Source organism: Pantoea sp. KPR_PJ (genome assembly GCF_041386365.1).
GTDB lineage: Bacteria > Pseudomonadota > Gammaproteobacteria > Enterobacterales > Enterobacteriaceae > Pantoea.
Map to the genome: position 1 here is coordinate 72,761 of NZ_JABMIK010000010.1, position 20,255 is coordinate 93,015.

The following is a 20,255-nucleotide window of genomic DNA, read 5'->3' on the forward strand; positions in this document are numbered from 1 at the left end:
AGTTTTTTAAGGAGGCGCAAGAACAGGCCGGTAAATCGCGCAGATTTAATTGGGAGGTGGGTTATTTACTTCAGGAAAAATTAATCATAAAGCGGTCTTTAAATATAAAGCGGTCTGAATGATTCAGGGATTACTCCTATTATCTTGCTTTGTTTTACGCCGTCACAAAATCAGTGATAATCTGTCTATACTATCCGCTGCGTTAATGCCCTTTATCAATAATTATCTGTTGCCAGTTTATATCAGGGGTTTTTATGAAGATAATTGTAAGTGGGCGCGGTTATCCTGAAAAGCGCAATATCATCGTTAATGAGAAACATACCTATCTCGATTTTAAATACAAAAATATCTGGCTCTATTTAAATAAGATAAGAAATAAGGCCACGAAAGCTAACAAGACTTTTGTTTTTTATCCGGTCAGTTTTTTAATGCCAGACGATGCTCAGGTTATTCATCTGTTTAATGAGGTAGCCTGCACGGATAAACGCTGGGTTTCTACTTTTGAAACGGAACTGCCCCGGGTGTTGCCTGTTCCAGGGGTGCCCAAACTGGCTAACCCAGCGCTCAGAAAGCAACTCCGCCTGATCGCGGCGCCGCAGTGTGTCGCAATTGTGGCAATATCCGAAGCCACAAGACAGATTCAGCTCAGGCTGCTTAATGCCTTTCCTGAAGAAGCACCGCTGATTATTTCTAAACTGCATAAGCTTCATCCGCCGCAGCCTGTGCTTTATCAGGGGCAACGGCCGGAACAGGAAAGCCGTCTGATTTTCACCTTCGCTGGAAACGAGTTTTACCGGAAAGGCGGAGCAGAAGTCGTGCTTGCTTTTAGTGAGCTGGCCAGCGAGGGGATCGTCAGCGCCCGTGATGTTCAGGTGAATATCGTGGGTGATCTCAGGAACCGATATAATTTTGCGCACGGCCGCTATCAGGATGAGGACTATTTTTATCAGCACATTGAGACGTTAATCAGAGGGAATGCTCTTTTCAGCCATACGGCCTCGCTGCCGAATCATGCGCTTATCGATCTGTTTAAACGCACGCATGCCGGACTCCTGCCCACCTGGCAAGATACCTACGGCTTCTCGGTGCTGGAAATGCAGGCCTGTGGCTGCCCGGTTATTTCAACTAACGTTCGGGCACTGCCGGAAATTAACCCCTCAGAGGCAGGCTGGATGATTGAATGTCCCCTGAACGATATGTTTGAACTGACAATAAACTCCGCCGAGGATAAAGCCTCGCTGAGAAGATTCATTGTCTCGCAGCTGAAATCCACTATTCAGGACATTTTAGCAAACCGCGAGGCTCTGCTGTCACGTTCAAAAGCAGCATTAACCCGCATTCAGCAGGTTCACGATCCGGTGCGTTTTAAAGAGCAGCTCAATGCAATCTATGCCCTGGCCTAATGCCTCTCCAGCCCGACCCAGCGACGGCCTGCCAGCACCGTTAGCCCGGTGATGGTTACACCGGCCGCAAGATGCATGGAGAAATCAATCAGGTGTAGAGTGGTGTTGTGGCACAGCGACAGCAGCACGGAGGACATAAACGCAATGCCGCATCCTGCCAGCGCCAGGCTTCTTCCCGGCCTGAGCGAGCGCGTGCGGTGCAGGCTCACCACGGTGATCACCATCATCGGCAGGCTGGCAGAAAGCATAAACAGGTAGCAGTGCACGCCTTCGCCAAACCGCCCCGCTCCCGCAGTCGGCTGTGACGCCGACAGGTTGCTCAGGTTGAGGGCCAGCCACACCAGCGCCATCAGCACCCGCCATAACACGTTGGGCGGCTGCCGTCCGGCAAGACTGAGGGTAAAAGATCCCGTGATGGCGCTGAGGCCTAAAACAAAAGAGAGCAGTAACGTCAGCAGCGCTGTCAGCGCGCCAGGCTGCGACCAGTCGGTATAGCGGCTGTGCAGTGCCCAGCTGCTGAGCGCGCCGCACGGCAGCGCCAGTGCGGTCCAGCCCGCCACGCGCCACAGGGTTGGCCATGTCCGTCTGACGGGCTGTACCGACGCGCTAAGTTGATCGATGAGTGGATCATGATTTCTCATGTCTGCCGCTTCCATATTTACGAAGGTTGAGCATGGCGCGATGCAACAGCGATTTGACGGCAGAGAGCGACAGATTATTTTCTGCCGCTGCCTGCGCCAGGGTCTGGTCGCGCAGATGGACCGATTCCACAATTTGCCGCTGCCGTTCCGGCAGGCTATTCAGGCAGTCGGTTAAATCGTGCAGGCTGGCTTCACGCTCTTTCGGCTCAGCCAGTTGCCTCTGCAGCGCCTCATCATCCTGGATTTCCTGCCGGCGCCCACGCTGACGCAGCGCGTCAACCGCCCTGGCGGAGGCGATAGCCGCAACCCAGGGCAATATCGGTCGGCGCGGGTCATAAGTGTGACGCACGCGATGGACCGCCAGTAGTGTCTCCTGAATCACATCGTCAACCTGTCCCTCATCGGTGATTTTATGGCGCACGAAAGCCCGGATGGCGGGCACCATCGCTTTCAGTAACTGGTTATAGGCTTCTTGATCGCCAGCCTGCGCGCGGGCCATCAATGCTGGCCAGTGCTGAGCGCGCGCGTCAGTAACGGGCATCGCCTGAACGATAAGGCTGAGAGACCCGGCTTTTCGTGTTATTCACGCATTAACCTGTCTATGATTTTTTGCTGCCTTCGGCCGCGTGTTCCAGTGCCGAAATAACAATACGGGGCGTCAAAACCTGTGGCAAGACCACGGGCTTTCCTCCATCGGCAGGATATACCACATAGAGCGGCAGCCCACCGCGACCAAAATCACTCAGGGCCTGCTCTACGTCCGGGTTATATTTGGTGGAATCCGCAATCATATAAATGGTGCTGGTGCGCGCCATGGCCGACTTTACTGCCTGCGTCGATAAAGAGGTGCGATCGTTCACCTGACAGGTAATGCACCAAGAGGCGGTAAAGTTTACCAGCACCGGCTTGCCCTGCCCTTTGATAGCGTCAACGTTTTGCGGTGACCAGGCGACAGCGGCGGCCTCGTCACTTTCCGCTGTTTCAGCAGAGGGGGCTGAGGTCTTCACATCCAGCAACGGCGGCACTGTCAGCAGCACAAAGAGGGCCGTGGCAAGATGCAGTAATGCGTGCCGTTGCCCCATCATCCGGCGCTTTTGCGCCATGCCGTAAAGCCATGCGGCAAAGCTGAGCAGCAGACAGCACGCCAGAATAGCGGCCAGCGCCGCTGAACCAGCCTGACGTTCCAGCACCCAGATGAGCCAGCCCACCGCCCCCAGCATCGGAAAGGCCAGGCCGTGTTTCAGGGTAATCATCCAGGCTCCGGGGGCAGGTAGCGCGCGCGCCAGCAGCGGAAAAAAGGAGATCAGCGTGAAGGGGGCGGCGAAACCGAGCGCCAGCGCGGTGAAAATCACCACGCTGATGAGGGGCGGCTGCGTCAGCGCATAGCCTACCGCGCTGGCCATAAAGGGCGCGCTACAGGGTGTCGCCACCACGATTGCCAACGCGCCGGTCAGAGCCGATCCCACCAGGCCGCCGCGATCGCCGCCCACCTCGCCGACGCGCTGCAGGCTCAGCCCGACCTCAAACAGGCCAAACAGATTCAGCGCCGACGCCAGCATCACCAGAATCAGCAGCGCAATCACCCGCGGCGACTGAAGCTGAAAGCCCCAGCCAACAGAGGCGCCGCCAGCGCGTGCCAGTAGCAGCACGGCCACCAGCACCAGCATGGTCACGACCACGCCCAGCAAAAACGCCATGCCTTCGGCGCGCGCCTGTGCCGGTTTATCGTGATGGCGGATGAGGCTCAGCGCCTTTAGTGAGATCACCGGAAATACGCACGGCATCAGATTAAGAATAAGGCCGCCCAGAAAGGCGGCGGCAATGGCTGTCAGCATAGCAGGCTCACTCAGAGAGGGTTATGCGGGATTGGCCTGACGGTATTTTTTCACCGCATCCATGGCTTTCTGGATATGTGCATCCGGGTTTTTGTCGGTGTAGCTGAGCAGGATTTTGCCGTCTGGCGCAATCACGTAGGAGGTACGATCGGAGAGCGTTTTCCCTTTGAAATCCATGGTGCTTTTATATTCCGCGGCCACTCTGGCACCCGGATCGGCAGCAACGGTAAACTTGTCGCGACATTCAAGCTGCGAGAATTTGGCAATCTGATCGGTGTTGCCCGCAGTCACCCCAATTACCGTTGCGCCCTGCTTGTTAAACGCATCGGTTGCTTCGGCGAAGTCATGCGCCTCCAGCGTGCAGCCTGCGCTAAACGCCGCCGGGAAGAAATAGAGCACCACCGGGCCTTTTTGTAGCGCCTGCTGAAGGGAAAAAGAGGTGGCCTTTCCGGCCAGCGCGGCTTCAAGGGTAAAATCAGGCGCTTTGTCACCCACCTGCAGTGCGGCAAAGGCGCTTGTCGCAGGCAGGCTCAGCGCGAGCAGCGTGGCAGCAGCCAGGGTCTTCAGGTTTTTTTTCATACGCATGTTATCTCTCCACTAACGATCGGGCTGGGTTATCTCAGGGCTCTGATAAGAGTTTCGCTGAGGAGAGCAAAAAGGTTTCGCTGAAAGAAAAAAATTCTGCCGCCGTGGATAAAATCTGCAGCAGCGATCCTGTGTTACCCTGTTGCGCCGCGATAATTGTCAGCGAAGGTGAAATAAGGATGAATAAAAATCAAACGCCAACGCCGCACGATGCGGTGTTCAAAACCTTTTTGTCGCATCCGGATACCGCGCGCGACTTTATGGCGCTCCATCTTCCGCCCGCACTACTCAAGATTTGCGATTTGACCACGCTAAAGCTCGAGTCCGGCAGTTTTGTGGAAGATGATTTACGTCCCTATTACAGCGACGTGCTCTACTCCCTGAAAACCACGCGGGGCGACGGCTATGTGCATGTTCTGATTGAACACCAGAGCTCGCCAGACAAGTATATGGCGTTTCGCCTGATGCGCTATGCCATCGCTGCCATGCAGCGCCATCTCGACGCCGGACATAACGCGTTGCCGCTGGTGATCCCGGTATTATTTTATCAGGGCAGGCGCAGCCCCTATCCCTACTCGATGAACTGGCTGAGCCTGTTTGATGACACCGAACAGGCTGCCGCGCTCTATGGCGGGCAGTTTCCGCTGGTCGACGTGACGGTGATCCCTGATGAAGACATTATGCAGCACCGCAGCATGGCGGCACTGACGCTCCTGCAGAAGCATATACGTCAGCGCGACCTGAGCACCCTGCTTGACCAGCTCGTCACCCTGATGCTGACCGAATTTATGACCGGACAACAGGTAATGGCGCTGATAAACTATATGCTTCAGGCCGGGGAAACCCCGGATGTGAAAGCGATGATCCGTGAACTGGCACAGCGCGTGCCGCAGCATGAGGATGAACTGATGACCCTTGCACAACAACTTGAACAGATCGGTCGGAAACAGGGTCTGGAACAAGGTCTGGCACAGGGGCGACAGCTTGGTGAGCAGGAGGCCAGCCTCAAGATCGCCCGCAATCTGCTGGACAATGGTATGGATGTGGCTTCCGTCATGAAAATGACCGGCCTGTCAGAAGATGATCTGAAGCAGATCAATCACTGATGAAAAGCGGGCCGGCTCCACCCGCTGCTGAGCAAAGCAGGTGCAGACGGCCATACCATGCGCTGGCGCAGACCAAGAGAGAGGCCGTGTTCAGCGAGATCTGCCAGGCAGACTTTACGGAGCGCAGGCCATTACTGCCATCTGCTTCGCCGACGGATTTACCGCAGAAGCCGGGGTTACTGCGCGAACTGTTTCAGCAGCTGCGCCGCCGTGGCTGCTGACGATCCCGGGTTCTGGCCGGTAATCAGCAGACCGTCCTGCACAACGTATGAACCCCAGTCCTCGCCTTTTGAATAAAGGCCGCCTTTAGCAATCAGCTCATCTTCAACCAGGAAAGGCACGACGTCAGTCAGACCGACGCCTTCCTCCTCACTGTTAGCGAAACCCGTTACTTTTTTGCCTTCAACCAGCGGGCGACCTGCGGCCGTTTTCACATGGCGCAGCACGCCCGGTGCATGACACACCAGTGCGACCGGTTTGTCTGCCGCAATAAAGTCCTCAATCAGGGCGATAGAGTGTTTATCTTCCGCCAGATCCCACAGCGGACCGTGTCCGCCCGGATAGAAAACCGTGTCAAAATCAGATGCCGAGACGCTGTCCAGACGCACCGTCGAGGCGAGCTGTGCCTTCGCCTCTTCATCTGCCTCAAAGCGATGAGTCAGTTCGGTCTGAGAAGCGGGTTCATTACTTTTAGGATCCAGCGGCGGATTGCCTCCCTGCGGGGAGGCCAGCGTAATTTTTGCGCCAGCGTCTTTGAAGGCGTAATAGGGGGCGGCCAGTTCTTCCAGCCAGAAACCGGTTTTACGGCCGGTATCACCCAGCCGATCGTGTGAGGTCAGGACCATCAGAACGTTCATCTTCCTTCTCCGTATAATAAAGGTGCCCCGTTAAAAGTAGACCAGTCGTCTAGATTTTGCTGCAAAAAAAGCCGTTCCCGGCTTATTTTATTCTGCGCCTAGGAGAGAGGCTGAAGCATGTGCTGCGTGACACGCATGGCTGTATCAAAGGGGCGCGTATTGCGCGCGATCTTGACCATGATGCTGGCACCCACCCAGAGTTGATAAAGGCTTTCCGCCACCTGTTCCGGCTGTTCTTCTGTGCGTAAGGACTTTTCGGCAACGCCCGCTCTGATCGCCTTTGTCAGACGGCTGATGATGCCAGCCGTGCCCTTTTCAAGCGTCTGCCGCATTGCCTCTGACAGATCGGCAACTTCAGCACCGAGCTTGACGGCCAGGCATTTGCCCTGACACGTCTGAAAAGATTGCGTCTCCCGCCACTGCTGCCAGTAGCACATCAACTTTTGCTGCATCGTGCCGTCAGACTGACCCAGCGTTCTGTCCATCGCGGCCAGATAGTCATCAAAATAGCGTTCAAGCATGGCGACGCCAAAGGCATCTTTGGAGCCAAAGTAGTGATAAAACGAACCTTTCGGCACGCCTGCTTCGGTCAGAATCTCATTGAGACCGACCGCCGAGTAGCCTTTGCTGGCCATGATGCGCTCGCCTGTGGCGAGGATATGCTCGCGAATGTCTTCTTTATGAGGGGACGCTGCACTGTTCATAACCTGGTTATACTCGTTATTAGACCGGTCGTCTAAAGATGGCGGTATTTTTGCAACGAGTCTATCACGCATTTAGCCGGAAAGATAAAGGGCTTATTTATCAGGGGAAAAGCGGTTCCCCTGCGCGCTGACAGTTCGTCACGCCTGACCGGGCACAGGGGAAAGAGGCAAAGCGATCGCTGCTCAACGAATGCCTCCGCCGCGTTCCGCCGCAGCCTGGCGTTCTTCCGGAAGAGACGCCTAGCGCCCTTTTTTCTTGCGCCCTGGCTGGGTAAAGCGTTTGCGATTGCCCGTGCGGTCGTCGCTCTTCTCGCTTTTTTTCGGGGCGCTGCCCGTTGCCGGCTTTTTCACGGGACTGCTCTTCGCAGGCGCTTTTTTCTTTGCCGGTTTATCTTCTGATGAAGAGTTCTCAATCAGCCTGAACAGCTGCGCCAGCTCGTCATCGGTAAGATCGCGCCATTCCCCCAGCGGAATGCCTTTCAGGTTGACGTTCATGATGCGCGTACGCTCCAGCTTTGTCACCTCAAAGCCAAAGTGCTTACACATGCGGCGTATCTGGCGGTTAAGCCCCTGTACCAGCGTAATGCGAAAAACAAACGCGGACTCTTTGACCACCTTGCATTTCCTGGTCACGGTGCCGAGCATCGGCACGCCTGCGCCCATACCCGTAATGAAATCGTCGGTGATCGGCTTATCAACGGTGACCACATACTCTTTTTCGTGGTTATTGCCCGCACGCAGGATCTTGTTGACCAGGTCGCCATTGTTGGTGAGAAAGATCAGCCCCTGTGAATCTTTATCCAGACGGCCAACAGGAAAGATACGTTCGCTGTGGTTAACAAAGTCGCGGATATTGTTGCGCTCGCCCTCTTCCATGGTTGTGATGATGCCAACCGGCTTGTTCAGCGCAATCAGCACCAAATCTTCTTCGCTGCGAGGCTCAATCAGCTGGCCATTCACCTTCACGCTGTCGCCGGGAAAAACCTGTGCACCCACCGTCGCACGTTTGCCGTTAATAAATACGTTGCCCTGTTCGATATAGCGATCCGCATCGCGGCGTGAGCAGATGCCACTCTCGCTGATGTATTTATTCAGGCGTGTGGATGAGTTGAGCAAGAGAGACCTCCAAAAGGCGCGGACTATACAATAATCGGGCGGCTAAATCCTGTGAATCAGGCAGGACTGACCATTATTCTTTACCTGAAGCCGTAACGCGACGGCAGACAGCGCTTATGTAGCATATTCCCACTGCCTTTTCCCGCTTTCCTGATGCCAGCCTTGCCAGCGCCATCACAATTTCCAATGACCCGCCATCTTGTAACTTCTCAGGCTGCATGACAGCATCCAGACATGTATATACATGTAGCGTCACGGTGGTTAGCAACGTTCGATCATCACTTTTATTCCAGCTTAGCGAGGCAACTATGTCAGCGGAATTCCCTGCATCAGAGCGCGTGGAGGAGGAAGGCCGTCGGCTTTCTGAGACCCGATCAATTGATTATATTCCCCATCGCGAACGACATGGACACCCGTTCAGCCAGTTTACGCTGTGGTTTGGCGGCAACCTGCAAATCACCGCTATCGTGACCGGAGCGCTCGCCGTGGTACTGGGTGGCGATGTGATCTGGTCGATCGTCGGTCTGCTGCTCGGTCAGATTATCGGGGCGGCGGTAATGGCGCTTCACGCTATACAGGGGCCGCGCCTGGGCTTGCCGCAGATGATCACCAGCCGCATTCAGTTCGGCGTATTTGGCGCGGTCATTCCGCTGGTGCTGGTATGTATTATGTACATTGGCTTTTCCGCCAGCGGCACGGTGCTGGCCGGACAGGCGATGGCGAAACTGCTGCATATTGATAATGCCGCCGGGATGATCCTTTTCAGCCTGATCATTGTGGTGATGGCGGTGCTGGGATACCGGATGATCCATAAACTGGGCAAAGTGGCGAGCATCATCGGTGTGCTCGCGTTTCTTTATCTGTTTGTCACGCTGCTGTCGACGCACGATCTGGCGCAGGTATGGCAAAACCGCCACTTCTCCTTTTCAACCTTTCTGCTTGCGGTGTCGCTCTCGTCTTCCTGGCAGATAGCCTTCTGCCCGTATGTCTCTGACTATTCCCGCTATCTGCCGGAAGATGTTTCAGCAAAAAGGCTGTTCAGCGCGGTATTTCTGGGTACCGTGCTTGGCACCCAGGCTTCCATGACGCTGGGCGTGATCGTTGCCGCTATCGCGGGCAGCGCCTTTTCCGGCAATGAGGTGGGCTATATCGTGGGATTAGGCAGTAGCGCCACCATGGCAATGGTGATCTATTTCGCTATCTGTTTCGGCAAGATCACGTTTACCACCCTCAACGCCTATGGCAGCTTTATGTCGCTAACAACGATCGTTTCTGGTTTTCGCCAGCAAACGTCTCTTAGCCCGCGCGGCCGCATTGGTTTTGTGGTGCTGATGGTGGCTATCGCCTGTGCTATTGCCCTGATGAGCGAACCGGCCTTCCTGAAATCATTCACCCACTTTTTGCTGTTCCTGCTGGCCTTTTTTGTGCCGTGGAGCGCCATCAGCCTGACCGATTTTTACCTGGTGACCCGAGGGCATATCGATATTCCTGCGCTGTCGCAGCCAGACGGGCGCTATGGTCGCTGGAACGGGCTGGGCATTGTGACCTACTTCGCTGGCGTGTTGATCCAGCTGCCCTTTATTGACAATCCGTTGCACCACGGCTCATTAACCTGGATTTTTGCCGGAAATGATGTGTCGTGGATCATTGGCTGGTTTGCCACAGCGTTACTGTGGCTGGCATGTTCGCGCTGGGACCGCCGTGGAGCCTTATCGGCAACGCGTTATCCTCTGTCGGACGCGTTCAGAGGGCGCTAGCCAGGGGATGAAATGTTCCGCCTTCAGGGTCGGTATGGCGTCCTGGCCCTGAAGGTGTGCAGGAGAAAGCTAAACAGTAAATCAAACAATGTTGAAAAATTAAGAGCCCCTCGCGTAAAAATCCCCTCATTCTGCAATTTCTGTTTCTTTTGTGTTAATCGCACTTGCTGAACTCCCTTTGTAAACAGGCTATTTTCAGGCTTTCGAGCCGAAAGAAAATTATATTTAACAGGAAATTCTCCTGCGTTTTAAAATGAGAATTATTGAGCCCTTTTTAGAAATTGTGCGCGTCAGGTGTCATGTTATTATCTTGTCCAGACCGGTGTTACAGGTTCCAGTAAAAATGATTATTTACAGGCTTTGGGCAGGGAGGTGCGTTTTATCATTCTGGTTTTAGTTTAAATATTAAAGAAAGAACGGAATTAAATCTCTTATCAAGGAAGAGAAACCGTTACCTGTTATTGAACAATGTTAAATTCGATAAGTGGAGTAAATATAATGCGTAAAATTTTATTATCTGGTGCCATCGCTTTAGCTCTCGGCTCGGCAAGCTTTGCGGGACAGGCGGCTGAATCGGCAACTCTCTCTCTGACGGGAACGATCTCACCTGGCGCCTGTGACGTTTCGCTGAGCTCCGAATCTGTTGATTTTGGAAAGATCGCCGCATCAACGCTGTCTGATACGATGAATGAGCTAAAAGCCAGTCCGGTAACGCTTTCTGTAGCGTGTGATGCCGCTACCGCGGTTGCGGTACAGGCGGTTGATAACCGCACCAGCAGCGCGATGAATGCTGAAGACATTAAAAGTACCATGGGCATCACCTTTGCCGCGCTGAATGATCAGCACTTTTTTGGTTTAGGAAATGACAGCACGGGTGAAAAAATTGGCACCATGCTAATGAGCATCACTGGCGCTACGTTAGAGGGTTCGACAAATAACAATGTGCTGACCAGCAGCGACAAATCTGCCTGGACGATGAAAACGGTTTCTCCAACCTCTTCTCAGGTAGTAGAAAACAATGGTTATTTCGCGCTGGGTAAAACAGCCGATTCAACCACTCCTGCTGCTCTCACTAATGCCAGCTACACCATCAATAGCGGCATCTATCTGAAAAAATCGGATAAATATCCAGGTGGTGAAGAGGTGAATATCGACGGCAGCGTAACCTTCTCGGTCGTTTATCTCTGATTCCTGCAATCCATAGCGAAGGCATTACGCCTTCGCTATTTCGAGAGCTCACTATGAAAAAGTTAACCGCATTAACTCTGACGGCTCTTCTGCTGCCCACGTCGGTCTCTACCGCGCTGGCAGCCGGAATTAAACCTGAATCGTCTGTCCTGTTTCTGGACGATCAAAACCGTGAAGCAACAATTAATATCGAAAACACGGACAACAGTGCGGTGCTGCTACACACGACTCTGCAAACCCTGCCTGAAGATCGTGAAAATAAACTGATTGTCACGCCGCAGCTGGCACGCGTGGAAGCGGGAAAAAAACAACAAATACGGGTGGTATTAAAGCAGGGAGTGAAGTTAATGCAGCAAACTATGCAGCGCCTTAATTTCGTTTCCATTCCGCCTGAAGATGGCAAAAAAAATCGCGCACGGGTGCTGATTGGTCAGAATATTCCGGTGATCCTGTCACCTTCCGGTTTACCAGTAAATATTACTCCCTGGAAAGGCGTCAAGGCTGCGTGTTCAGAAACGGCGATAAAAATCAGCAATCCCACCGACTATGTGGTGCGTTTAACCACGCAAATTGATCTGTTGCCGGGAAGTAAAAACCTGACTTTACCGAAAACGTATATTTTACCGCACGAAACGTTTCAACTTCCGCTCTCACAAGGGATGGCGTGCCACAATAAGTCTATTCGCCTGCATCCCGTCACCCGGTTTGGTATTTTAACGACGCCTTATGATGTGAAACTGTAATTCAGGTCGCTATGGGTTAATGAAAAAAATAATAATTGTTAGTGTTTTTATTTGCACTGCCAGTTCGGCAGCCTCAGAAAAATTTGACCAGGAAATGTTAAAAGAGCTGGGCTATGACGCCAGCGCAGCAGATTTACTGAGCAGGGAGGCGCATTTCCTGCCCGGCGACCACCCAACGAATATTATTATTAATAACCAGAATAAAGGGATCCAGGTCATTACTTTTGATCAGGAGGGCGCGCCCTGCTGGACTGAAGATTTGCTCGCCCGGTTAGGTGTTGACGCCGGTCGATTTGATAGCAGCGATCCAGCCTGTCTGAAGCCTGGAGCGGATAGCGATGTCCACATTAAGCAGCGGGTGGATCGCAGCAGCCTTGAACTACAGTTACCCGCCGATGCGCTGCTAAAAAATATGGAATATGTGACGGGCGGCAAAGCGCTACTAATAAATTATGATGCCAGGCGCTATCAGTATCAGCCACATGGCGTAAACGCCTATCGCTCAGATACGCTCACCACGGAAGTTGGAGCAAACATCGAGCAGTGGATCCTGCGCAGTGGTCAGAGCTATTCCCGCTTTGACCGGCAGAGCAATTTCACGCGACTCTACAGCTATGCGCAACGCTCTGTTCCGGGCTGGTCATCGGTGCTGCAAATCGGTGAAATCACCTCCGCCGATCCGCTATTTTCCGGTATTACGCTGACGGGGGCGCAGATAACACCGGAAGAGACCTCGCACCAGAGTAGCCTGAATCAGGTGGCGATTGATGTGCTTGTTGCGCAGGCGGGTACCGTTGAGGTCTGGCAAAAGGATGTTCTGTTAAAAACGTTCCCGGTAGATGCCGGTATGAACACCCTTTCCGGCATTCCTGCCATAAACCAGCAGGATGCGTTTTTGATTATCAGCCATGACGCCGCAGGCGGCCGTCAACAGCAATCCATTCCCTACATTCAGGCCAGACCGGTTATCACGCTCATGGAGACGGGACCCTCTCTGGTTATGGGCCGCCTGCGCCTGACGCAGGATACCTATCCGCTCGTGATGGGTTCCACAGGCGTGTTTCATAACAGCAAAATGGCGCTGTCGGTCGGTGCGCTTGCCAGTGAACACTATCAGGCAGGTGCCTGGCGTGCCAGCATGCGTCTCACCGATCATCTGCTGGCGACGTTAACACAAACCTACTCGTTAGCCAGTCAGGATGGCCAGCAGGGTGGAAAAAAACAGGGGCTCTATCAGCAGGCAGGGCTCAGCCTTCCAGTGACGCAGCGGCTGTCACTGTCAGCGTCGGCGAACTACCGCAGCCGGGATTATGTCGATACTAACAGCTCATGGAGTTCGAAAAGAGCGGCTGGCGACACCGGGCAGATTAAATCGCAATACGCAGCCGGACTGAGTTACAGCCACCCCTGGCTTGGCATAATGACCTTTTCAGGGAGTCTCTCTCATGCCTGGCAAGGAAACGCGGCGTCAGGCTATGCGTTAGGGTGGGGGCGCAGCTTTGGCCGCGTCAATGTGAATCTCGGGATACAGAAAAACCGCCTCACTGCCGATCGTCACCGTGAAGAGCGCTACTACACCTACCTGAATTTTTCCGTGCCTCTGGGCAACAACAGCAACGTGCGCGGCTGGGTAAATCATGCCGACAGACAGATCCGCACCGGCATCGGTTACGATCACACCGTAAACGATAAGTTTGCGTGGAGTTTATCAGGCGATAAACGTCAGCACGGTGAGGCTTCGCTGGCCAGCTCAGCCACCTGGACAAATAAATATACACAGTTGAGCGGCGGCTTTTCGCACAGTGAGAGCTCGGCCAGCTACAACGCGGGTGCACGAGGCGGCGCGGTGTGGCATGGCGAAGGGATAACCTTTACGCCGCGTACCATCGGCGACACCTTTGGCATCATTTCCCTGAACAGCGATCGTCCGGATGTGGAAATTCGCACGCCTGGCGGGATGGTATGGAGCGATCGCAGCGGACACGCCGTCGCCTCCTGGAACGCGTGGCAGAAAAACACCGTGCAGATCAATCCACAGAGTCTGCCTAAAAATGTACAGGTTCCCGGCGGGATTATTGATGTCACGCCTTATCGCGGTGCGGTCGTGCCGGTCGTTATGCCCGCCTTTACCGTGCGCCGCGCGCTGGTCACTTTTCAGGAAGACGCGCGCCCCGCTCCCGGCAGTCCGGTAAAAAACAGTGAGGGCACGCTGGTCGCTTTTGTGAATGAGGACGGCACGCTGTTTTTCGACGATCTACCTGACGCGGCTCTTTTTGGCCAGCGAGCAGACGGCTCACGCTGTTCAGTGAAGCTCCTTACGCCCTGGACAAACACGCCGGGCACACTTTATGCCACCTTAACCGCGAGATGTGTAATGTGAGACAGCCTCTCTTTTTTTCTCTGATTTTTTTATCCTGCCTGCTGGCCATGAGCGCGACTCACGCGGAATGTCAGGTTCAGCTCAGCGAGGCGAAGATTGCCTATGCACCTGCCACTCGAGGTGAGCTGCTCTCTTTGCCTGGCAATTCGCTTACCGCCAGTGAGTTACGGATAGGGAACGCGCACGAACTCGATATTACCGTGAGCTGTGATCAGCCTTCTTCGATTGAGCTGGCGTTTACCGGCGCGGCTAAAGACAGCGAAAGTTATCTTTTCGGGGCAAATGGCCGGGCGACGCTGATTTTGCATGACGTTTCTATTGATAACCAGCCGGTGACAATAGAGCGTGCCGATCAGCGGGGAAGTGCAATGGCATTTACGCCCGGTCACAGCCTGCGTTTCTGGCAACATGACAGACCGGCAACCGGAACGCAGTTGCGCGGTAAAGTGGCGGTGACAGGCTGGATACCCTCAAAAGAGACGCGCGTGCACGAACGTGAAACCTGGTCACTTAACGGCGCATTTATGACCCGTAGCCGATGAGCCGACAGCGAGCTACACATACCCCATCAGTTTCAGCATGGATTGCGCCTGGTGCATCGCCTCGGCGCGGTGGGTCACCCCCAGCTTCTGATAGAGGTTACGAATATGGGTTTTGATGGTGGTTGTCGCGACCTCGAACTCGCCTGCAATTTGATCGTTGCTGTAGCCGGAGTAGATCAGACCGAGCACCTGCCATTCGCGCTGCGTCAGAGGGCTGGTGCGGATCAGCTCCGGCACATCCGGATGATTGAGCAGGCGGCTGACAAATCCCTCATCAAAATGGGCGAATTTATGGCGATGGTATTTATTAATCTCATTGAGGATGCGGCGCGCGCGATGGTTGTCCATTTCCTCCAGCGTGTTCAGCTGGATTAGCTGGCGCAGCTGTTGCGCCATGATCTCGCCTTCTATTACGAAGTGGCTGATAAAACCGGTGCCGCGCGCCAGCTTCAGGGCTTCAATCAGCGCCTGCTGCGCCTCGGCTTTGCGTCCGGTCTGCCAGTAGATTTGATTGAGCAGCAGCAGGTTGCGGTTCATATCGCTCATCAGCCGCAGCGCGTGCGCATTTTCGTTTAGCTCCTCCAGCACCACTTCAGCCTGGCTGAGATCGCCCTGCAGAATTTGCGCCCGAGCCAGGTTGCGCCACTGACCCTGTAAAAAATGGTTGTTGGCAAAGGCGGGTTTTGCGGTGTGCCGCATCCAGTGGCTGGCGCTCTGCACATCGCCCGTCATCTGCCAGTAGATCACCCTGACTTTGTCGGCATTGGCGATCCAGTCACTGTGCAGGCTGCCGTTGTTCAGCAGATTTTCCAGACGGTTCAGGTAGCTGCGCGCGTTATCCAGGTTGCCGCGCGCCAGCGAGCACTGTACCAGCAGGCCCAGACACTGGATCTGCTGCTGTGGCGGATAGCCCTTCAGAACTTTTATGCCTTCGCGTGCCGCCTGTTCCGCCTCATCCAGTCTGCCCCACGCCCACATCAGCTGGGCACGAATGCGCAGCAGGAACTCGTGCAGCGGAAACTGCGCCAGGTGCTGCTCACCCACCAGCACGAACGCCTTCTCCTGAATTTCCCAGGCGGCCTGTAGAAAGCCCTGTGCAAACAGGATTTCACTTTGCTGGATCAGGCTCCAGAGCGCATAGTGCCAGGCCTCATCACGCCGCGCCATCTGCTCGGTCTGGCGCATCAACGCCAGCGAACGGGCCAGCTCGCCTTTGCAGTGCATCACTTCACCATGCACCGAGGTGGCCACAATACGGCTATAGCGACGTGTGTCGGGCAGCGCGCTGAGCGCCAGGCGGGCGAGCCGCTCCGCCTCATCGGCATTGCCGTCGTTAATGGCGACCTGTGCGCGAACGGCGTGAAACTCACCCTGCAGGGCCGCATCCACCTCGCAGCAACACGCCTGCTCAAATCTCTCCAGCAGGTGGTTAACCTCAGAAAAGCGATGCTGGCTCTGCATCAGCCAGGCCTGTAGCAGCACCAGCCTGGGGGTTTCCAGCAGCATTGCCCAGGGGAGCGCCTTCAGGGCTTCCTCCAGTAACGCCAGTTCGCTCTGATTGAACAGTGTCCAGGCGTGCTTCAGCAGCACGTCGCGCAGCATATCCGCGTCTGCTGAAGCGAGCGCATGATGCAGTGCTTCACCCGGAAACCCCTGTGCCATCCAGCTTTCAGCCGCGGCACGATGAATGGCTGGCAACTCGGCGGCGAGTTCCCACTGGCAGCGCTGACGCAAGAAAGATCCAAACAGCGGGTGATAGCTGAACCACTGGCCTGAGTCATCCATGCGTTGCAGGAACAGCCCCTGCCGCTCAATCTCCTCCAGACGCATACGCCCGTTGGCCTCACCGGTAACGCGGGCAACCAGCTCATCGTTCATGGCGCGCAGCAACGCGCTTTTCAGCAAAAAATGGCGCGTGGCCTCATCAATGTTATCCAGCACCTCTTCAACCAGATAGTCGGTAAGGTGGCTGGCGTTGATGCCGGAGAGACGCCGGGCAGAATCCTGCGCCGAACCGGCACCCTGACGCGTTGAGAGCGCGATAAGCTGAAGCGCAGTGGCCCAGCCCGCCACATCATCACACAGGCGGTCACTCTCTTCGCTCGCCAGCGGAGCGCTTAGCCGACAGTCGAAAAACGCTTTTGCCTCGTGGTGGGTAAACGCCAGCTGCTGGCTGCCCAGCTCAAGCAGCTGCTCGCGTACGCGGAGATTGGCGATGCCAAGCTGAGGCAAATTACGCGACAGCACGACCAGCGTCAGGTTGTCGGGCTGGTGGCGCAGAAAAAAACGCATCGCCTCATGAATCGCGGGATTGGTGATGTGGTGGTAGTCATCCACGATAAGCCAGAGAGGGCGTTGCCACTCGGTCAGCTCAATGAACAGCTGGGCGAATAGCGCGTTAAGGTTAACGTATTGCCGCTTCTGCGCCAGCGTCTCGCTGCGGCCGCAGCCGCCCTGCGTTGCCTGTTGCAGCGCCGCAATCAGGTAGTCGGCGAAGCGCTCCGGCTGATTGTCACCCTCGTCTAATGAATACCACCCCAGGTCCTTTTTATCCGCCGCCCACTGGGCAATCAGCGTCGTTTTACCGTAGCCGGCCGGACTGGTAATCAGCAGCAGCCGATAGTTGCCTGCGGCGGTCAGCTTTTGCAGCAGACGAACCCGGGTGACGGTGTTTTCAAGGCGAACGGGGCGGCTGAGTTTTGAGGGTATTAACATGGGCGCACGCTTCTCCATTAACGTTCAGCGCATCATTTTTTTACGCTTCGTAATTAATCCTCATACACGTTCACGGATTCGAGGATCGAATGCAAGCTAACCTGTAAGGCAGGCTTAACAAAAGCGAGTGTTATCACACTCCTGCCCCTCTTTCAGATTTACCCTGGCCTCTCCGCCCTCGTTATCCTCCCTGATGAATTGCCTGCAGGAGGAGGAGGCATGACAAGGGGGCAGGCACACTGTCATGCATACCCTTTCCGTTATGACAGGACGCACAACATGACTTCGCAACCTTTCGACCACGCCCGTTTTACCGCCGCGCTGACGCGTCAGTGGCAGCGTTTTGGTCTGCGCGCTGCGCAGGAGATGAATCAACAGCAGTGGTGGCATGCACTGAGCGGCGCGCTGGCCGAGCTGCTGGCGGAGCAGCCCATGCAGCCCGCCACCGGGACGCAGCGCCACGTTAACTATCTCTCCATGGAGTTTCTTACCGGGCGACTGACAGGTAATAACCTGCTCAATCTGGGCTGGTATCAGGCGGTCAGCGACGCGCTCGCTCCATCCGGCATTGCGCTGAGTGAGCTGCTGGAACAGGAGACCGATCCTGCGCTCGGCAACGGTGGATTAGGGCGTCTGGCCGCCTGCTTTCTGGATGCCATGGCCACCACGGGACAGCCCGCTATCGGCTATGGTCTGAATTACCAGTACGGCCTGTTTCGCCAGCATTTTGTTGCGGGTGCGCAGCACGAGCAGCCAGACGACTGGGGACGCGATCGCTACCCCTGGTTTCGTCATAACGCCGCGCTGACTGTGCAGGTGGGTCTGGGCGGCAAGGTGACAACTGAGCAGGGGATCGTACGCTGGGAACCCGCCTTTGCGCTACAGGGCGAAGCCTGGGACCTGCCGGTGGTGGGCTTCCGGAATGGCGTGACGCAGCCGCTGCGTCTGTGGCAGGCGAAACATGCGCACCCCTTTAACCTGCAACGCTTTAATGACGGTGATTTTCTGCGTGCTGAACAACAGGGCATTGATGCGGAGAAGCTGACAAAGGTGCTCTACCCGAACGACAATCATCAGGCCGGGAAAAAACTGCGCCTTATGCAGCAATATTTCCAGTGCGCCTGCACGCTGGCCGATATTCTGCGTCGCCACCATCAGGCGGGTCGCACCATTGAGACGCTACCCGATTATGAAGTTATTCAGCTAAATGATACCCACCCGACGCTGGCGATCCCGGAGCTGCTGCGTCTGCTGCTTGACGAACATCAGCTCTGCTGGGAAGAGGCGTGGCGCATTACGCAGCGCACATTCGCCTACACCAACCATACGCTGATGCCGGAGGCGCTGGAATGCTGGAGTCTGAGGCTGGTGCGCACGCTGTTGCCGCGCCATGTGATGATTATCGAAACCCTGAACGCGCAGCTCAAAAAAGAGGTCGAGGCGCGCTGGCCCGGCAACGAGGCGATCTGGGCGAAGCTGGCGGTGGTACATAACCAGCAGCTGCGCATGGCCAATCTCTGTGTGGTAAGCGGCTTTGCGGTGAATGGGGTAGCCGCGCTGCACTCCACGCTGGTGAAACAGGATCTTTTTCCGGAGTATCACGCGCTGTGGCCGGAGAAATTTCATAACGTCACCAACGGTATAACGCCGCGTCGCTGGATCCAGCAGTGCAACCCGGCGCTGGCGGCGTTAATCAGCAACCGGCTGCGTCGCCCCTGGCTCAACGATCTGGATCAGCTCAGCAATCTGGCCCCGCTGGCCGATGACCCGGCGTTTCGCGCGGCATACCGTGCCATCAAGCAGCAGAACAAGATTGCCCTGACGCACTGGATTGCCGAAAAAACCGGAATTCAGGTGCAGCCCGATGCCCTGTTTGACGTGCAGATCAAGCGTCTCCATGAATACAAGCGCCAGCACCTGATGCTGCTGCATATCATCGCCCTGTGGCAAACCCTGGTCAGCGATCCTCAGGCGAACCTGACGCCGCGCGTGATGCTGTTTGGTGCCAAAGCGGCCCCGGGCTATGCGCTGGCCAAAAACATTATCTACGCCATTAACAGGGTTGCCGGTGTCGTGAACGCCGATCCGCGCGTCGGCGATCGTCTCAAAATTGTTTTTATTCCTGACTACAACGTGTCGGTAGCGGAGCGGTTAATCCCGGCAGCTGATCTTTCCGAGCAGATTTCCACTGCGGGCAAAGAGGCGTCTGGCACCGGCAATATGAAGCTGGCGCTGAATGGGGCCCTGACAATTGGCACGCTGGACGGTGCCAATGTGGAGATTGCTGAACAGGTGGGTGAAGAGAATATCTTTATCTTTGGTCACACCGTCGAACAGGTGAGCGCGCTGAAGCAGGCGGGCTATTCGCCGGTGATCTGGCGGAAAAAAGATGCGCAGCTCGATCGGGCGCTGACCGCGCTGGAGGACGGTACCTTTAGCGACGGCGACCGCACCGCCTTTGACGCACTGGTAAAGAGTCTCGGGCCGGAAGGCGGCGATCCCTGGCTGGTGCTGGCCGATTTCCGCCACTACCTCAATGCTCAGCAGCAGGCAGAGGCGCTGTGGGCCGATCCGGAAGCCTGGACGCGCGCCGCGATCCTGAACACCGCGCGCTGCGGCATGTTCAGTGCCGACCGCGCCATCCGCGATTATCAGCAACGTATCTGGCAGGCTGTGCGCTGAG

At 55.5% G+C, this 20,255-nt stretch carries 16 protein-coding genes; 8 read left to right on the top strand and 8 right to left on the bottom strand.

Going from position 1 to position 20,255, the window contains the following annotated elements; all coding sequences use genetic code 11:
- The first annotated feature begins 254 nt into the window (after positions 1-254).
- Positions 255-1,403, top strand: a complete 1,149-nt coding sequence (locus tag HP564_RS18110) for a glycosyltransferase family 4 protein (protein ID WP_371245224.1) — start codon at positions 255-257, stop codon at positions 1,401-1,403.
- On the opposite strand, the gene HP564_RS18115 is transcribed toward HP564_RS18110, so the two are convergent.
- From HP564_RS18115 to HP564_RS18130, 4 genes are read right to left on the bottom strand one after another with little or no spacing between them, the layout of a single operon-like run.
- Positions 1,400-2,044, bottom strand: a complete 645-nt coding sequence (locus HP564_RS18115) for a DUF1109 domain-containing protein (protein ID WP_371245225.1) — start codon at positions 2,042-2,044, stop codon at positions 1,400-1,402. The genes HP564_RS18110 and HP564_RS18115 overlap by 4 nt on opposite strands.
- A complete protein-coding gene (locus HP564_RS18120) occupies positions 2,031-2,585 on the bottom strand; it encodes a sigma-70 family RNA polymerase sigma factor (protein ID WP_371245226.1) in 555 nt (184 codons plus the stop codon). Before HP564_RS18120 ends, HP564_RS18115 begins: the two co-directional genes overlap by 14 nt.
- 58 nt (positions 2,586-2,643) lie before the next feature.
- Positions 2,644-3,879 carry a protein-disulfide reductase DsbD family protein gene (locus HP564_RS18125; RefSeq protein ID WP_371245227.1) on the bottom strand — a complete coding sequence of 412 codons (1,236 nt, stop codon included), beginning with the start codon at positions 3,877-3,879 and terminating at the stop codon, positions 2,644-2,646.
- A 21-nt stretch (positions 3,880-3,900) separates the two neighbouring features.
- Positions 3,901-4,464, bottom strand: a complete 564-nt coding sequence (locus HP564_RS18130; RefSeq protein ID WP_371245228.1) for a peroxiredoxin — start codon at positions 4,462-4,464, stop codon at positions 3,901-3,903.
- 179 nt (positions 4,465-4,643) lie between these two features.
- On the opposite strand from HP564_RS18130, the gene HP564_RS18135 reads away from it, so the two are divergent.
- The gene (locus HP564_RS18135; RefSeq protein WP_371245229.1) at positions 4,644-5,570 is read left to right on the top strand and encodes an Rpn family recombination-promoting nuclease/putative transposase; all 927 of its coding nucleotides are present in this window, start codon (positions 4,644-4,646) and stop codon (positions 5,568-5,570) included.
- A gap of 176 nt (positions 5,571-5,746) precedes the next feature.
- Here the strand turns inward: HP564_RS18135 and HP564_RS18140 are convergent, their stop codons facing one another.
- From HP564_RS18140 to rluF, 3 genes are all read right to left on the bottom strand, one after another.
- Positions 5,747-6,427 carry a type 1 glutamine amidotransferase domain-containing protein gene (locus HP564_RS18140; RefSeq protein ID WP_371245230.1) on the bottom strand — a complete coding sequence of 227 codons (681 nt, stop codon included), beginning with the start codon at positions 6,425-6,427 and terminating at the stop codon, positions 5,747-5,749.
- A 98-nt stretch (positions 6,428-6,525) separates the two neighbouring features.
- On the bottom strand, positions 6,526-7,131 hold the full coding sequence (locus tag HP564_RS18145) for a TetR/AcrR family transcriptional regulator (protein WP_371245231.1): 606 nt from the start codon (positions 7,129-7,131) through the stop codon (positions 6,526-6,528).
- Between the two features lie 240 nt (positions 7,132-7,371).
- Positions 7,372-8,274 (bottom strand): 23S rRNA pseudouridine(2604) synthase RluF, encoded by a 903-nt coding sequence (gene rluF / locus HP564_RS18150; RefSeq protein ID WP_371245276.1) that lies wholly within the window; start codon positions 8,272-8,274, stop codon positions 7,372-7,374.
- 281 nt (positions 8,275-8,555) lie between these two features.
- On the opposite strand from rluF, the gene HP564_RS18155 reads away from it, so the two are divergent.
- The 5 genes from HP564_RS18155 to HP564_RS18175 all read left to right on the top strand — a co-directional run bounded on the left by HP564_RS18155 (position 8,556) and on the right by HP564_RS18175 (position 14,857).
- Positions 8,556-10,004, top strand: a complete 1,449-nt coding sequence (locus HP564_RS18155) for a cytosine permease (protein WP_371245232.1) — start codon at positions 8,556-8,558, stop codon at positions 10,002-10,004.
- A gap of 498 nt (positions 10,005-10,502) precedes the next feature.
- A complete protein-coding gene (locus tag HP564_RS18160; protein ID WP_371245233.1) occupies positions 10,503-11,192 on the top strand; it encodes a DUF1120 domain-containing protein in 690 nt (229 codons plus the stop codon).
- A gap of 53 nt (positions 11,193-11,245) precedes the next feature.
- Entirely contained in the window at positions 11,246-11,935 is a 690-nt protein-coding gene (locus tag HP564_RS18165) for a fimbria/pilus chaperone family protein (RefSeq protein ID WP_371245234.1), read from the top strand.
- A gap of 19 nt (positions 11,936-11,954) precedes the next feature.
- A complete protein-coding gene (locus HP564_RS18170; protein WP_371245235.1) occupies positions 11,955-14,315 on the top strand; it encodes a fimbria/pilus outer membrane usher protein in 2,361 nt (786 codons plus the stop codon).
- Between the two features lie 47 nt (positions 14,316-14,362).
- The gene (locus HP564_RS18175) at positions 14,363-14,857 is read left to right on the top strand and encodes a hypothetical protein (RefSeq protein WP_371245236.1); all 495 of its coding nucleotides are present in this window, start codon (positions 14,363-14,365) and stop codon (positions 14,855-14,857) included.
- 12 nt (positions 14,858-14,869) lie between these two features.
- Here the strand turns inward: HP564_RS18175 and malT are convergent, their stop codons facing one another.
- Positions 14,870-17,572 carry an HTH-type transcriptional regulator MalT gene (gene malT, locus HP564_RS18180; protein ID WP_371245237.1) on the bottom strand — a complete coding sequence of 901 codons (2,703 nt, stop codon included), beginning with the start codon at positions 17,570-17,572 and terminating at the stop codon, positions 14,870-14,872.
- A gap of 279 nt (positions 17,573-17,851) precedes the next feature.
- On the opposite strand from malT, the gene malP reads away from it, so the two are divergent.
- Positions 17,852-20,254: a maltodextrin phosphorylase gene (gene malP / locus HP564_RS18185; protein ID WP_371245238.1), complete on the top strand. Its 2,403-nt coding sequence runs from the start codon at positions 17,852-17,854 to the stop codon at positions 20,252-20,254.
- Position 20,255: the final 1 nt, after the last annotated feature.